This window comes from Phyllobacterium myrsinacearum, from assembly GCF_002980555.1.
In the GTDB taxonomy this organism is placed as follows: domain Bacteria; phylum Pseudomonadota; class Alphaproteobacteria; order Rhizobiales; family Rhizobiaceae; genus Phyllobacterium; species Phyllobacterium myrsinacearum.
The window spans coordinates 101,903-117,217 of the sequence record NZ_PVBT01000005.1 but is presented as its reverse complement, the minus strand read 5'-3'; the positions used below and the strand labels follow the sequence as shown (position 1 = coordinate 117,217).

Annotated in this window: 15 protein-coding genes; 7 read left to right on the top strand and 8 right to left on the bottom strand. The window is 62.1% G+C overall.

The window, feature by feature from the left end:
- Positions 1-29: 29 nt before the first annotated feature.
- The 3 genes from C5750_RS17080 to C5750_RS17070 all read right to left on the bottom strand — a co-directional run bounded on the left by C5750_RS17080 (position 30) and on the right by C5750_RS17070 (position 3,421).
- The gene (locus tag C5750_RS17080) at positions 30-1,166 is read right to left on the bottom strand and encodes an ABC transporter substrate-binding protein (RefSeq protein ID WP_105735133.1); all 1,137 of its coding nucleotides are present in this window, start codon (positions 1,164-1,166) and stop codon (positions 30-32) included.
- Between the two features lie 70 nt (positions 1,167-1,236).
- Positions 1,237-2,655, bottom strand: a complete 1,419-nt coding sequence (locus tag C5750_RS17075; protein ID WP_158531307.1) for a 3-hydroxyacyl-CoA dehydrogenase NAD-binding domain-containing protein — start codon at positions 2,653-2,655, stop codon at positions 1,237-1,239.
- 1 nt (position 2,656) lies between these two features.
- Entirely contained in the window at positions 2,657-3,421 is a 765-nt protein-coding gene (locus C5750_RS17070; RefSeq protein ID WP_105735131.1) for an enoyl-CoA hydratase-related protein, read from the bottom strand.
- 137 nt (positions 3,422-3,558) lie between these two features.
- Here C5750_RS17070 and C5750_RS17065 point away from each other — a divergent pair, with 137 nt between their 5' ends.
- The 7 genes from C5750_RS17065 to C5750_RS17035 are packed head-to-tail and all read left to right on the top strand — an operon-like array spanning position 3,559 to position 11,141.
- The gene (locus C5750_RS17065; protein ID WP_105735130.1) at positions 3,559-5,856 is read left to right on the top strand and encodes a bifunctional salicylyl-CoA 5-hydroxylase/oxidoreductase; all 2,298 of its coding nucleotides are present in this window, start codon (positions 3,559-3,561) and stop codon (positions 5,854-5,856) included.
- Positions 5,857-6,621: an SDR family NAD(P)-dependent oxidoreductase gene (locus C5750_RS17060; protein WP_105735129.1), complete on the top strand. Its 765-nt coding sequence runs from the start codon at positions 5,857-5,859 to the stop codon at positions 6,619-6,621.
- The gene (locus tag C5750_RS17055) at positions 6,618-7,121 is read left to right on the top strand and encodes a MarR family winged helix-turn-helix transcriptional regulator (protein ID WP_105735128.1); all 504 of its coding nucleotides are present in this window, start codon (positions 6,618-6,620) and stop codon (positions 7,119-7,121) included. Before C5750_RS17060 ends, C5750_RS17055 begins: the two co-directional genes overlap by 4 nt.
- Positions 7,114-7,926, top strand: a complete 813-nt coding sequence (locus C5750_RS17050; protein WP_105735127.1) for an enoyl-CoA hydratase family protein — start codon at positions 7,114-7,116, stop codon at positions 7,924-7,926. Before C5750_RS17055 ends, C5750_RS17050 begins: the two co-directional genes overlap by 8 nt.
- Position 7,927: 1 nt before the next feature.
- Positions 7,928-9,082, top strand: a complete 1,155-nt coding sequence (locus C5750_RS17045; protein ID WP_105735126.1) for an acyl-CoA dehydrogenase family protein — start codon at positions 7,928-7,930, stop codon at positions 9,080-9,082.
- A 5-nt stretch (positions 9,083-9,087) separates the two neighbouring features.
- Positions 9,088-10,713 (top strand): benzoate-CoA ligase family protein, encoded by a 1,626-nt coding sequence (locus tag C5750_RS17040; RefSeq protein WP_105735125.1) that lies wholly within the window; start codon positions 9,088-9,090, stop codon positions 10,711-10,713.
- A gap of 29 nt (positions 10,714-10,742) precedes the next feature.
- Positions 10,743-11,141 (top strand): RidA family protein, encoded by a 399-nt coding sequence (locus C5750_RS17035; RefSeq protein WP_105735124.1) that lies wholly within the window; start codon positions 10,743-10,745, stop codon positions 11,139-11,141.
- Between the two features lie 23 nt (positions 11,142-11,164).
- Here C5750_RS17035 and C5750_RS17030 read toward each other — a convergent pair whose 3' ends face one another.
- The 5 genes from C5750_RS17030 to C5750_RS17010 are packed head-to-tail and all read right to left on the bottom strand — an operon-like array spanning position 11,165 to position 15,262.
- Positions 11,165-11,665, bottom strand: coding sequence for a GAF domain-containing protein (locus C5750_RS17030; protein WP_105735386.1), 501 nt, complete (start codon positions 11,663-11,665; stop codon positions 11,165-11,167).
- A 23-nt stretch (positions 11,666-11,688) separates the two neighbouring features.
- Positions 11,689-12,429, bottom strand: coding sequence for an ABC transporter ATP-binding protein (locus C5750_RS17025; RefSeq protein WP_105735384.1), 741 nt, complete (start codon positions 12,427-12,429; stop codon positions 11,689-11,691).
- A complete protein-coding gene (locus C5750_RS17020; RefSeq protein ID WP_105735123.1) occupies positions 12,426-13,262 on the bottom strand; it encodes an ABC transporter ATP-binding protein in 837 nt (278 codons plus the stop codon). Before C5750_RS17020 ends, C5750_RS17025 begins: the two co-directional genes overlap by 4 nt.
- Positions 13,259-14,155: an ABC transporter permease gene (locus C5750_RS17015; protein ID WP_425350484.1), complete on the bottom strand. Its 897-nt coding sequence runs from the start codon at positions 14,153-14,155 to the stop codon at positions 13,259-13,261. The genes C5750_RS17020 and C5750_RS17015 overlap by 4 nt, the downstream gene beginning before the upstream one ends.
- Positions 14,156-14,173: 18 nt before the next feature.
- Positions 14,174-15,262 (bottom strand): ABC transporter permease, encoded by a 1,089-nt coding sequence (locus C5750_RS17010; RefSeq protein WP_425350477.1) that lies wholly within the window; start codon positions 15,260-15,262, stop codon positions 14,174-14,176.
- Positions 15,263-15,315: the final 53 nt, after the last annotated feature.

The following is a 15,315-nucleotide window of genomic DNA, read 5'->3' as shown; positions in this document are numbered from 1 at the left end:
TTTTTTTCGTCCGCGCGCCCGTCTATCGTTCACATCTTGCAGCTGGCCGCATAGGCATCCTGATGGTCGGTGAAGCTGGTGGCGACGATCTTGTTGGTGAGAACGCCGTCTTCCTTGATCACTTCGCGCACATAAATGTCCTGGATCGGGTGATTGTTGTTGCCGAACTTGAACTTGCCGCGCACCGAATCGAACTTGGCTTCCTTGAGCGCGGCCCGGAACGCATCCTTGTCCTTGACGCTGGCCTTGGCGACCGCCGAGAGGATCAGGTTGGCGGTGTCATAGCCCTGTGTCGCATAGAGTGACGGCAGGCGCTTGTACTCGGCCTTGAAGGCCGCGACATACTTCTTGTTGGCCGCATTATCGAGGTCCTTCGACCAATGCGACGAGTTCTTCACGCCGATGGCCGCATCGCCGATAGCGCCAAGCACATCCTGATCGAAGGAGAAGCCGGGTCCCATGACTGGCGTGGAAATGCCGGACTGCGAATACTGCTTCATGAAGGCAATACCCATGCCGCCGGGCAGGAAGAAGTAGACGGAATCGGCGCCGGAGGCGCGGATCTGCGCGATCTCGGTGGCATAATCGGTCTGGCCGACCTTGGTGTAGAGCTCGCCTGCCAGCGCACCCTTGTAGAAGCGCTTGAAGCCCGTCAGTGCATCGGTGCCCGCGGGATAGTTCGGCGCAAGAATGAAGGTCTTCTTGTAGTTGGCCGTGTTGGCATAATTGCCCATGGCCTCATGCAGATTGTCGTTCTGGTAGGCGACGTTGAAATAATTGGGGTTGCAGTTGGCGCCCGCCAGTGCCGACGGTCCGGCATTGGTCGAGAGGTAGAATGTGCCCTGGCCGACAACACCCGGCACGACAGCCATGGCGAGGTTCGACCAGACGATGCCGGTCAGGATGTCGACTTTTTCGCTCTGGACCATCTTGTCGGCGATCTGCACGGCGAGTTCCGGCTTCTGCGCATCGTCCTCGACGATGACCTTGATGTCCTTGTTGCCGGACTCGTTGATGGCGAGAAGGAAGCCATCGCGTATGTCGATGCCAAGGCCTGCGCCGCCGCCGGACAATGTCGTGATCATGCCGATCTTCACGGGCTCTGCCATGGCCTGACCGGCAAAAGTCAAACCTGCCATCAATGCCGCTGCTGCTATTCGTTTCATTGCGTCGTTCCCCTTATTTTATGGTTCATCTCAATTCTAAATTGATTCGCGATGCAAGTGCCCGTGCCAACTAACGCTTGGTTGTTGCGTCCTCCGCAAAGTCCGCCAGAGCGGGACAGGCATCATATCGCCCGGAAGGATGGGTCCGGCCGCAGCGCTCCAGCGTGTTGCTGACCGCTGGGAGGCCTAGCGCCTCCAGCATTTCGTGCGGGCCGTGGCGGAAATTCAGGCCGAGTTTCAAGGCGGTGTCGATCCCCGCTGTGGTGGCCAATCCCTGCTCGAAGGCGAAGGCGGCTTCGTTGACCAGCATGGCCGCCACGCGCAGAAATACGAGGCCTGGCGTGTCCGTCACCTCGTGCAGTTCAACACCGAGCGATTTGGCCTGCAGCGCTATGGACTGGATATCGGCATCACGCAGATCATGCTGGGCGAAGGCGAGGGAAACGGGACCGCGCCACTGGCCGATCTGCCGGTCAAGCACGATAACCGGCTGGCGGCTGTCCGCGGACAGTTCGCGGGCCGTCCGCCCGTCGCTCAGATGCACGGCAACACCGGTGCGTGTTTCCAGTTGCCGCTTCAGTTCGTTGGCGGTGGATATATGATTTTCCCCCGCCAGCACGTTGTCCTGGCGCGGATAGGTGAAAAACCCGCTTCCGGTTTTGCGGCCGAGCCTGCCCGCCGCCTTCATGTCCTCAAGGAGCGGCGATGGCTTGAAGCGCGGCGACTGGTCGAACCCCTGCCATACGGAGGTTGTCGCAGCGAGGTTGATGTCCACGCCGACAAGATCGATCAGCTCGAACGGCCCAAGTGGAAAACCGCCTGACGATGTAAGGCACATGTCGATGGTTGCGGCATCGGTAACGCCGTCTTCGAGCAGCTGGAGCGCTTCGCCGTAAAAAGGCCGGGCACAGCGATTGACGAGGAAGCCGGGGCTATCGCCCACCTCGACGGGCTGCTTGCCCAGGGTCTTGACGAGACCGGACAGCCGCTCCGTCACGCCTGCTTCCGTTTGTGGCCCGGCGACGACCTCGACCAGCTTCATCAGCGGGGCGGGGTTGAAGAAATGCAGTCCTGCGAAGCGCTGCGGGCGTTGGATCGTGCGTGCAATCGCTTCGACGGAAAGGGAAGAGGTGTTGGTGGCAAAAAGGCAATTCGCGGCGCAGACCGCTTCCAGTGCCTGAAACAGCTCGGCCTTGGCCTCCAGCGTCTCGATGATGGCTTCGATGACGAGGTGCGCCGGTGCCATACCCTGCACGGTGCCGGCAATGACGATATTCCTGGCGCAGGCCTCGCGCTCGGCTTCCGTTGATTTGCCGCGGGCGATGCGCTGGCCGATGTCGGCAAGGATTGTCGCCTTCGCCCTCTCGGCCATGCCGTCCTGCGTATCGTAGAGGATCGTTCTTATTCCGGATCGTGCCAGCAGATGCGCGATGCCCCGGCCCATGGTGCCTGCACCGGCGACGCCTGCGATATCGACCGGCTGCCCCATGCTAGCGCCCCCGGAATTCAGGCTGGCGCTTGGCGCGAAAGGCGGCGATGCCCTCGGCCTTGTCGTCGGTGGACAAAAGCAGCTCGAACGACCGGCGTTCCAGCGCCAGGGCATTCTGATCGTCCAGCGCGGTCAGCACCGCCTGCTTGACGAATTGCTGGGCCAGCGGTGCGCCCCTGGCGAGTTTGGCGGCAAGGTCTTCAGCCGCCGCAAGGCTTTCCCCGGCAGGGGTGCCGTGCGAGGCAATACCCCAGTCGAACGCGTCGGTGCCGCTGATCGTTTCACCGGTCAGCAGCAGCCGCATCGCCCGGGATTTGCCGAGAAGCGCTGTCAGCCGCTGAATGCCGCCCGCACCGGGAATGAGGCCGAGCCGGATTTCCGGCTGTCCGAAAGTGGCATTGCCGGCCGCAACGATCAGGTCGCAGCGCTGCGCCAGTTCAAATCCGCCGCCGAGACAATAGCCCTCGACCGCCGCGATCAGCGGTTTGCGCACCCTGGCGATGGCGTCCCAGGCATGCAGGCGCAGATCGTGCACGCCATCGACGGATGTCTTGTCGGCGATCTCGCCGATATCGGCGCCCGAGGCGAAATTGCCTTCGGCGCCGGTGAGGATGATGGTGCGGATTTCGGGGTCGCGGTCAAAGCGCGCGAGGCTGTCGGCCAGCTGCCTGAGCATGCTGGTGTTCAGCGCATTGCGCGCCTCGGGGCGTGTCAATGTCAGGATGGCATAACCATCCTTCACGTCGGTTTGGATATAGTTTTCCATATCGCATCCCCCCTGCAGTTTGCTCTGCTTGACCTGACTATCCCTATAAATCGGAAATTATTCAAGCTTGAAATTTCATGCTTGAAATTATTTTGATGCGGTGACACGATGCGCAAGGTCAAACGGGAGTATGCCTGATGAAGATCGCTTGTCTTGGAGGAGGGCCCGCCGGTCTCTATTTCGCGATCAGCATGAAGCTGCGCGATCCCGGCCACGACATCACGGTGATCGAGCGCAACCGGGCCGATGACACGTTCGGCTGGGGCGTGGTACTGTCGAGCGAAACCCTGTCCAATCTTGCCGCCAACGATCCCGTCAGCGCGGAGGCGATCCGTGCGCATTTCGCCTATTGGGACGATATCGCCGTTCATTTCAAGCAGACCGAGACGGTATCGACCGGCCATGGCTTTTGCGGCATCGGGCGCAAGACGCTGCTGATGCTGCTGCAGGAGCGGGCGCGTGAACTCGGCGTCAAGCTGCAGTTTGAAACACCTGTTGAAGACATCGCCGCCCTCGCCAGGGATTACGATCTGGTCGTTGCCGCCGACGGATTGAATTCCCGTGCCCGTTCGACGTTTGCCGCACATTTCAAGCCGGAAATCGACACGCGCAAGTGCAAGTTCGTCTGGCTTGGCACGCACCAGAAATTCGACGATGCCTTCACCTTCATTTTCGAGGAGACGGAGCACGGCTGGGTCTGGGCGCATGCCTACCAGTTCGATGCCGATACGGCGACCTTCATCGTCGAATGCAGCCAGGAGACCTGGGATAAGTTCGGCTTTGGCGGCATGAGCCAGCAGGAGTCGATCGCGGTCTGTGAGCGGATTTTCGCCAGATATCTCGGTGGTCATGCGCTGATGACCAATGCCAACCATATCCGTGGTTCCGCCTGGATCAGTTTTCCGCGTGTGCTGTGCGAAAAGTGGTCCCACGACAATGTGGTGCTGCTCGGCGACGCGGCGGCGACCGCGCATTTCTCCATCGGTTCCGGCACCAAGCTGGCGCTGGAAAGCGCGATTGCCCTTGCCAATTATCTCCACTCGGAAAAGTCCGTCGCGGATGCCTTTGCCAAATACGAGGATGAACGGCGGCTGCAGGTGCTGCGGCTGCAATCGGCGGCGCGCAATTCACTCGAATGGTTCGAGGAGGTCGAGCGCTATTTCGATCTTGATCCCGTCCAGTTCAACTATTCGCTTCTGACCCGCTCCCAGCGCATCAGCCATGAAAACCTGCGGCTGCGCGACAGGACATGGCTGGGAAGCGCCGAAGCGTGGTTTCAGGAAAAGGCCGGTGCAAAAAAGGGAACGCAGCGCGCGCCGATGTTTGCGCCGTTCAGGCTGCGCGACATGACCCTGAAGAACCGCATCGTGGTCTCGCCGATGGCGCAGTACAAGGCTATCGACGGAACGCCCACCGATTGGCATCTCGTCCACTACGGCGAGCGTGCCAAGGGCGGGGCGGGTCTGGTGACCATCGAGATGACCTGCGTCAGCCCCGAGGGGCGGATCACGCCCGGCTGCACGGGCATGTATGCGCCGGAACACGAAGCGGCGTGGAAACGGATTGTCGGTTTCATCCATGCGGAGACGGGGGCGAAGGTCAGCTGCCAGCTTGGCCATTCCGGCGCGAAGGGCTCGACACGCCTCGGCTGGGAGGGAACGGATGTGCCCTTGCCTGATGGCAACTGGCCGGTTCTGTCCGCCTCCGATCTGCCGTGGTCGCCGGACAACCAGACCCCCATCGCCATGACCCGCGCCGATATGGACCGGGTGCGGGACCAGTTCGTTGCCTCGGCCGAAATGGCTGACCGGGCCGGGTTCGATATGCTGGAAATCCATGCGGCGCACGGCTATCTCCTGTCGTCCTTCATAACGCCCGTCATGAACAACCGCACCGACGCCTATGGCGGCTCGCTGGAAAACCGCATGCGCTATCCGCTTGAAATATTCCGTGCGGTGCGGCTCGTCTGGCCATCGGGAAAGCCGATCTCCATGCGTATTTCCGCCAATGACTGGGTGGGCGAGAAAGGCATCACGCCGCAGGATGCTGTCGAGATCGCGCGGCTGTTGCAGGAGGCGGGTGTCGATATCTGCGACGTGTCGGCAGGCCAAACCTCGATAGAGGCAAAGCCGGTCTATGGCCGCATGTTCCAGACGCCTTTCTCCGACCGCATCCGCAACGAGACCGGGATGGCGACCATGGCCGTCGGCAATATCTACGAGCCGGACCATGCCAATTCCATTCTGTTGGCCGGGCGCGCCGATCTGGTGTGTCTTGCACGCCCGCATCTGGCCGATCCCTACTGGACCCTGCACGCGGCCGTGGGGCTGGGTGACAAGGGCGTGGACTGGCCGAAACCCTATTATCCCGGCCGGGATCAGATGTACCGGCTGGCGGAGCGGGCCGAAATCGTCGCGCCCATCGAGGGCGCGTAGATGACACAATCCCTTCAAGGCAAGGTCGCATTGGTCACCGGCGGCGGTTCCGGTGTTGGCGCTGCCATTGCGCTTGCCCTGGCGGGCGAGGGGGCAAAGGTGGTGATCGCGGGGCGCCGGATGGAAGCGCTGAGCGCCATCGCTGCACAGTCGGAACGCATTGTTCCCATCGCGGTTGATGTCACCAGTGCGGAATCCTCGCGCCAGCTGTTCGAGCGCATCCGCAGCGATGTCGGCCCGCTCGATATCGCCATTGCCAATGCCGGATCGGCCGTCAGCACACCATTCCAGAAGCTTGATCTCGCGACATGGCAAAGCCAGATCGACCTCAATCTGACCGGGGTGTTCCTGACCTTCCAGCACGGATTGCCTGACATGCTGGCGAAAAATGACGGGCGGCTGATTGCCATTGCCTCGACGGCGGGCCTGAAAGGCTATCCCTATGTGGCCGCCTATGCCGCGGCCAAGCACGGCGTGATCGGGCTGGTGCAGTCGCTGGCGCTGGAACTGGCGAAGACCGGGGTCACCGTCAATGCCGTCTGTCCCGGCTTCACCGAGACGCCGATGCTCGAGCGTTCCATCAGCACGATCATGCAGAAAACCGGCAAGAGCCATGCGGACGCTGTTGCAGCCCTTGTCGCGTCCAATCCGCAGAAACGTCTGATCCAGCCGGAGGAGATCGCGCAGGCGGTGCTCTGGCTGTGCGGCGCGCATTCCGGCTCCGTCACCGGTCAGGCCATATCCATTTCAGGAGGCGAAGTATGAGCAGCAAGACCAGCCCGTCCGCCGCCCGCAAAGCCGGGCCCGAGCAGGTAAAGCAGAGCCTGCGCGTCTGGCTGAAAATGCTCAAGGCGACCAAGCATGTCGAGGCGGTGGTGCGCGAAAACCTGCGGGTCGAGTTCGATACGACCCTGCCGCGTTTCGATGTCATGGCCGCGCTCTACCGGTTCGAGGAGGGGCTGAAAATGAGTGAGCTCTCCTCGGCGCTGCGGGTTTCCAACGGCAATGTCACCGGCATTATCGAGCGGCTCGTGTCGGACGGGTCGGTGCTGCGTGTGCCCGTTGCGGGTGACAAACGCGCCATGCTGGTCCGGCTGACCCAGCGGGGCCGGGATGAATTCGCCCGGATGGCCGCCGCGCATGAGCTGTGGATCAACGAGATTTTTGGCAGCCTGCCGGTGGATGTGACAGCCGGGCTGCTTGCCACGCTGGATACGATTGAACATGCGCAGGGACTGTACAGCGAGGGGGAACACGATGCGTGAGATGGCACATTACACGGCGACCCATTTCAAATGGCATGTCACCGATGGCATTGCGGTCATCTCGCTTGACCGGCCGGAGCGCAAGAACCCGCTGACCTTCGACAGCTATGCCGAACTGCGCGACTGTTTTCGCGCGCTCGTCTATGCCGACGACATCAAGGCCGTGGTTTTCGGCTCCAATGGCGGCAATTTCTGCTCGGGCGGCGATGTGCACGACATCATCGGACCGTTGTTGAAGATGGACATGAAAAGCCTGCTGGAATTCACCCGCATGACGGGCGATCTGGTCAAGGCCATCATGCATTGCGGCAAGCCGGTCATCGCCGCCGTGGATGGCGTGTGCGTGGGTGCAGGCGCGATCATCGCCATGGCATCCGACCTGCGTCTGGCGACACCGGCCGCCAAAACCGCCTTCCTGTTCACGCGGGTCGGGCTTGCCGGTTGCGACATGGGCGCCTGCGCCATCCTGCCAAGGATCATCGGTCAGGGCCGCGCGGCCGAACTGCTTTATACCGGGCGCAGCATGTCCGCCGAAGAGGGCGAGCGCTGGGGCTTTTACAACCGCATTGTCGCGCCGGATGTATTGGACGATGAGGCGCTCAAACTGGCAAGGCGTCTCGCCGAAGGGCCGACATTCGGCCATATGATGACCAAGACCATGCTCAATCAGGAATGGTCCATGTCCATCGACCAGGCCATCGAAGCGGAGGCGCAGGCACAGGCCCTGTGCATGCAGACGCAGGATTTCCAGCGGGCCTACGATGCCTTCGTTGCGCATCAGACCCCGGTATTCAAGGGCGATTGAGATGATGGACCGCAGCTTCCTGTCATGGCCGTTCTTCGACGATGTGCATCGCCGTCTTGCCGATGAGGTGGAACGCTGGGCCACGGAAAACACCGGCCACATCGACCACGAAAATGTCGACGATGCCTGCCTGAACCTGGTTGCCGGGCTTGGAGCGGCCGGTCTTCTCCAACACACGGCAGTTGATCCCGCCGCCGGCGGCAGGCTTGACGTGCGCAGCCTTTGCATCATCCGCGAGACGCTGGCGCGGCATGACGGTCTGGCGGATTTCGCCTTTGCCATGCAGGGGCTGGGCACCGGTGCGCTCTCGCTGTTCGGGACCGATGCGCAGAAGCGGGAATGGCTGACGCGAACGCGGGCAGGCAAGGCGCTCTCGGCCTTCGCGCTCAGCGAACCGCAATCGGGATCCGACGTTGCCAATCTTGAACTGTCGGCCGTGCGCGATGGCGACAGCTTTGTCCTCAATGGCGAAAAGACCTGGATTTCCAATGGCGGCATTGCCGATGTCTATACGGTGTTTGCCCGCACCGGCGAGGGCGATGGGGCCAAGGGCATTTCTGCCTTCATCGTGCCTGCGGATACGCCGGGCCTGATCATCGCCGAACGGCTTGAGGTGATCGCCCCGCATCCGCTGGCGCGGCTGGTCTTCGATAATTGCCGCATACCGGCATCCGCTCTCATTGGCTCGCCCGGGCAGGGTTTTCGCATTGCCATGTCGGTGCTTGATGTCTTCCGTTCGACCGTAGCGGCGGCCGCGCTGGGCTTTGCCCGCCGGGCGCTTGAGGAATCGGTCAAACGTGCCAATGGCCGCCATCTCTTCGGCGCGCCCATGTCCGAGCTGCAGATGGTGCAGGGGCACATCGCCGATATGGCGCTGGATATCGATGCGGCGGCGCTGCTCGTCTACCGGGCGGCGTGGCTGAAGGACAGCGGCGCCGAACGGGTCAGCCGGGAAGCCGCCATGGCCAAGCTCTATGCCACCGACCGCGCGCAGAGCGTGATCGACAAGGCGGTTCAGATTCACGGCGGCGACGGCGTGCGCAAAGGCAGTGTTGTCGAGCGCCTCTACCGCGAAATCAGGGCATTGCGCATCTATGAAGGTGCGTCGGACGTACAAAAAATAATCATCGCAAGGCATGAACTTGCAAGGGGATAAAGCGAATGTTGGGACCATCGGCGCATACGGATCACTTTACGCGGGATAATCTTCCTCCGTTCGAGGAATGGCCGGAACTGCTGATGGAGAACTTCCAGTATCCGGAATGGCTGAACGCCGCCGTGGAACTGACCGACGCGATGGTGGCCAAGGGGTTTGGCGACAATACGGCGCTGATCGGCAATGGCCGCCGCCGCACCTACAAGGAACTGACCGACTGGACCAACCGCATCGCCCATGCGCTGGTCGAAAATTACGGCGTCGAGCCGGGCAACCGCGTTCTCATCCGCTCCGCCAACAATCCGGCCATGGTCGCCTGCTGGCTGGCGGCAACCAAGGTGGGGGCCGTCGTCGTCAATACGATGCCGATGCTGCGGGCGGGCGAACTCACACAGATCGTCGACAAGGCGCAGATATCCCTGGCGCTGTGCGATACGCGGCTGCTCGAAGACATGGAGACCTGCGCGAAGACCAGCCGGTTCCTGAAGCGCGTTGTCGGCTTTGACGGAACGGCCAATCACGAGGCGGAACTGGACCGGATCGCGCTGGACAAATCCGTGCGTTTCGAGGCGGTGAAAACCGGCCGCGACGATGTCGCGCTGCTCGGCTTCACATCGGGCACGACGGGCGAGCCGAAGGCGACGATGCATTTTCATCGGGATCTTCTCATCATCGCCGACGGCTATGCGAAGGAAGTTCTGGGCGTTCGCCCCGACGATATTTTCGTAGGATCGCCGCCGCTTGCCTTCACCTTCGGTCTTGGCGGGCTGGCGATCTTTCCCCTGCGGTTCGGCGCGGCGGCAACCCTTCTGGAACAGGCCACGCCGCCGAAGATGATCGACATCATCGAGACGTACAAGGCAACCATCAGCTTCACCGCGCCGACCGCCTACCGGGTCATGCTGCAGGCAATGAACCAGGGGGCGGACCTTTCCTCGCTGCGCATCGCGGTTTCGGCGGGCGAGACGCTGCCGGCGCCGATCTATGAGGCCTGGATGCAAAAAACCGGCAAGCCGCTGCTCGATGGTATCGGCGCCACGGAAATGCTGCACATCTTCATCAGCAACCGGCTGGAGGATTCCGGGCCCGGCAAGACGGGCAAGCCCGTCAGCGGCTACCAGGCGGTTATTGTCGATGAGGCGATGCGCGAAGTGCCGCGCGGCGAGATTGGCAGGCTGGCGGTGCGCGGGCCGATCGGCTGCCGCTATCTCGCCGACAAGCGCCAGAAGAATTATGTGCGCGACGGCTGGAATTTGACCGGCGATTCCTTCTTTCAGGACGAAGACGGCTATTTCCATTTTGCCGCCCGCTCCGACGACATGATCATCTCGGCCGGTTACAACATTGCCGGGCCGGAAGTGGAAGCGGCACTGCTCGCCCATCCCGACGTCAGCGAATGCGCCGTCATCGGTGCGCCCGATGCGGAACGCGGCCAGATCGTCCAGGCGCATGTGGTGCTGCGGCCGGGTGTTTCCGCCAGCGGCGAAACGGTCAAGCGCTTGCAGGACCACGTCAAACAGGTCATAGCGCCGTACAAATATCCGCGTTCGATCAAATTCCTCGATGCGCTGCCCAAGACGGCGACCGGGAAAATACAGCGCTTTCAACTGCGCAAGGCATATCAGCAATAACCCATACAATAATCAGGCAGGACATTCGAATGGCAGAGATCATACATCCGCAGGGCTGGCCGGCGGCAAAGGGATACTCCAACGGCATGGCAGCCGAGGGGAAGGTCATCTTTGTCGGCGGCCAGATCGGCTGGACCAAGGACCAGACATTCGAGACCGATGATTTCGTCGGGCAGGCCGAGCAGGCCATGCGCAACATTGTCGACGTGCTGGAAAGCGCGGGTGCCGAGACAACCGATCTCGTGCGGCTGACCTGGTTCATCACCGACAAGAAGGTCTATGTGGCCGAACAGAAGCGGCTGGGCGAAGCCTATCGCCGGGTATTTGGACGTCATTACCCGGCAATGACCCTGGTGCAGGTCGTTGCTCTTCTGGAAGATCGCGCTTTGGTTGAAATCGAAGCGACAGCCGTCATTCCTGCCCGCTGATTGCGCGGGCAGGAGAGTACTGTTTAGGCGGCCTTGCTGGCCGCCAGAAATGCCAGCTTGGCCGGAATGGCCAGCAGTTTTGAGCGCTCGACCCGTTCGGGCGTGTAGTGGTGCTCGACATCGAGGCAATTGACCGTGCCGAGCAGCTCGCCCGCAATCACCACGGGAATATTGATGACCGAGCCGCAGCCGAGCGCCCAGATGGTTTCATGGTCGGAAAACACCGTCGCGATATCGGCGATGGTATTGGCAACGAAGGACTGCCTGTCCTTGTGCACCGTGTCGAACCAGCGGTCATAGTGGATCGGCTTGGTGCCGGACACTGGATAGCTTTCGGCGTCGGATGTGTATTCACGGCGGGCCAGCTCGTTCTTCATGTCGACGGTCATGATGGTGAACAGCTTGGCGCCGATGATCTTTTGCGACAGCGTCTGCAATGCCTGCCAAGGCGCTTCGTCATGGGTGCCATTGGCGATACCGGCGTCAAATTCGGCCAGGGCCGTTGCGACTTCATCCTGTGTCATTTTCATTTCCTTGGTGTCATTGTTCAACCGGCATGCGCGACGCTGATATCCATCAGTTCACGCGAATAGGGTTCCTGGAGCGCGCCGCGCTTGAGGTCGGCCACATCGGCGATCTCGACGATCCGTCCGTGGCGCATCACCGCCAGACGGTCGCAGAGGAAGGACACGACCGGCAGATTGTGGGTCACCATGAGAAAGGTGAGGTTCTGTTGGCGCCGCAGACGCTTCAGCAGGTTGAGGATCTCAGCCTGCACCGAGACGTCGAGCGCCGAGGTCGGCTCGTCCAAAAGCAGCAGCTTGGGTTCAAGCATCAGGGCGCGGGCGATGGCGACGCGCTGGCGCTGGCCGCCGGACAATTGATGGGGATAGCGGAAGCGGAATTTGCGGTCGAGACCGACCGCGACCAGCATGTCCTCGACCCGGCTGTTCTGGTTGCCAATGCCGTGAATGGCCAGCGGTTCACTGAGGATGGCATCGATGGTCTTGCGCGGATGCAGCGAACCGTAGGGGTCCTGGAACACCATCTGGCAATGCCGGGCGAAATGCTGGTCGATGCCGTGGCTGCGCGGCTGGCCGAAAACGGTGATCGAGCCGGTCCATTGCGGTGCGAGACCGGCAACCGCCTTCAGCACCGTCGATTTGCCGGAGCCACTTTCGCCAACCAGCGCGAAGCTTTCGCCTTCGGCGATGTCGAGGCTGATGCCGTGGGTGATCTGCGTCTCGCCATAGGAGATGTCGAGGTGCTTCAGGGAGAGTGCGGTCATTTGGCCACCCATGCGCTGCGGTCGAGAACGGGCAGTTCGTCACGCGTTTCATCGAGCCGCGGAATGGCGGCAATCAGCCCGCGCGTATAGGGATGCACGGCGTTGCGCAATTCGCCCGCCTGGCATTCCTCGACAATCTCGCCGGTGTTCATCACCAGTATGCGGTCGCAATAGCTGGAGACGAGATTGAGATCGTGGCTGATGAAGATCAGGCCCATACCCTTGCGTCTGACCTGTTCGTCGATGATGTCGAGAACCTGCGCCTGCACCGAAACGTCGAGCGCCGAGGTCGGCTCGTCGGCAATCAGCAGATCGGGCTCGGGGATGAGCATCATGGCGATCATCACCCGCTGGCCCATGCCGCCGGAAATCTCATGCGGGTAAAGGCCGGCGACCCGTTCGGGATCATCGATGCGCACCGCTTCGAGCATTGTGAGTACGCGCTTTTGGGTTTCCCGGCGGGACAGGCGCTGGTGGGTTTGCAATGCTTCCGCAATCTGCTCGCCCACGGTCATGACCGGGTTGAGCGAGAATTTCGGGTCCTGCATGACCATGGAAATGCGGGCGCCACGGATGCGGCGCATCGCCTTCTCTGTCTGTTTGAGCAGGTCGATACCATCGAAACGGAACGTGTCCGCACGGATGGTGCCGGGCGCGCGGATGAGTTTGAGGATGGCGCGCCCGGTCATCGATTTGCCCGAGCCGCTTTCGCCGACAATCCCCAGCCGTTCGCGGCCAAGGGTGAAGGAGACGCCGCGCACCACGTCGATGATACCCTTCTGCGTGGGGAAGGAGACACGCAGGTTTTCGATCTCAAGCAGGGGCGCGCTCAATGCTGTTCTCCGCTCTTGGGATCAAGGACGTCCCGCAGGCCATCGCCGAGGAAGCAGAAGCCGAGGCTGACGATGATGATGGCGAAGCCCGGCATGGTGGCAACCCACCACTGGTCGAGGATGAAGGAACGGCCGCGCGCAATCATGGCGCCCCATTCGGGCAGGGGTGGCTGCGCTCCGAGCCCGATAAAGCCGAGGCCCGCGGCGGTCAGGATGATGCCGGCCATGTCGAGCGTGACGCGCACGATCATCGACGAGGTGCACAGCGGCAGCACATGGCCGAGAATGACCCGCAGCGACGACGCCCCCTGCAGGCGGATGGCGGCAATGAACTCCGCATTCTTGAAGGTCAGTGTTTCCGCCCGGGCGATGCGCGCATAACCGGGCCATGAGGTGATGGCGATGGCGATGATGGCGTTCTCGATGCCGGGCCCGAGCGCCGCGACAAGGGCCAGCGCCAGGATGAGTTTCGGCATGGACAGGAAAATATCGGTGACGCCCATGAGAACCCGGTCGATCCATCCGCCGAAATATCCTGATATGGCGCCGATGATCAGTCCGGCGGGCGCTGCCAGCACCGCGACCAGCACGACGATGACAAGGGTGATACGCGCGCCATAGACGACGCGCGACCAGATATCCCGGCCAAGCTCGTCGGTACCCATCCAGTAGATGCTGCCGGGCGGCAGCAGGCGCTGCGCCAGATCCTGCTTCAGCGGATCATGGGTGGCGATCAGCGGCGCGAAGATCGCTGTGAGGATCAGCAGCAGAATGATGATCGCGCCGACGGCGGCAAGCGGATTGCGCGACAGGGCGCCGCATATGCGGTAGAGGCGGCCAAGCCGGGCCTGCAGGCGGGAGGCGGGGCTGTCATCGATCAGCCAGCTGTGCATGGTTGTCATCGCCGTCTCCTAACGCGCACGGGGATCGAGGACGCGGTAGAGCACGTCGGAAATCTTGTTGATGCCGATGAAGACGGCGCCGATCACCAGCGTGGCGCCGAGAACGGCGGACATGTCGGCATTGAGCAGCGCCACGGTGAGATAGTTGCCGATGCCCGGCCAGGAGAAGATCGTCTCGATCATCACCGAGCCCTCCAAGAGACCGGCATAGGAAAGGCCGATCACGGTGATCAGGGGAACCAGAATGGGGCGGAAGGCATGGCGCCAGATCACCAGCCGCTCCGAGACGCCCTTGACGCGCGCCGTGGTTACATATTCCTGCGACAGCTGGTCGAGCATGAAGGAGCGCGTCATGCGCGCGATATAGGCAAGGCTGAAGAACCCGAGCACCGATGCGGGCAGCGCCAGATGCCAGAGCGCATTGAAGAAGATATCGGTTTCACCGGCAAGCAGGCTGTCGATCAGCACGATGCCGGTGACGGGATCGATGAGGCCGTCATAGAAGATGTCGAGGCGGCCGGGCCCTGCGACCCATTTCAGCCGCGCATAGAAGACGGCAAGGCCGACAAGGCCAAGCCAGAAGGCGGGCACCGCATAGCCCAAAAGCCCGATGACGCGGATGATCTGGTCGACAAGGCTGCCCCTGCGGCTCGCCGCATAGACGCCCATGGGCACGCCGAGCAGGACGCCGATGATGATGCCGAGCGTCGCCATTTCCAGCGTTGCCGGAAAGACGCGCTTCAGGTCATCGAGAACGAGTTTGCCCGTCGACACGGATGTGCCGAGGTCGCCCGAGAGGACCGAGGCGACATAGCGGATGAACTGGATGGGCACCGGCTGGTCCAGTCCCATCTGCAGCCGCGCCGCCTCATAGACAGCGCGTGGCGCCCGGTCGCCCACGACGGCGAGAACCGGATCGATCGGGACCAAGCGGCCAATGAAGAAGGTGATTGCCAGGAGCCCGAGAAAGGTGATGAGCACCGATACGATGAACCCGGCGAGCCCGACCAGCAGGCGGGCGCCACGGCTCCTGTGAAAACCAGGCCGCCTGGCCGGCTTGGCGGCAATATCTGCCACTGTTTCGGATTCAAATGCCAAAAGCCGCAGCCTTCCCCCATTTTGGGCCATTGGGCGGCCCGTTCGTGTCGATT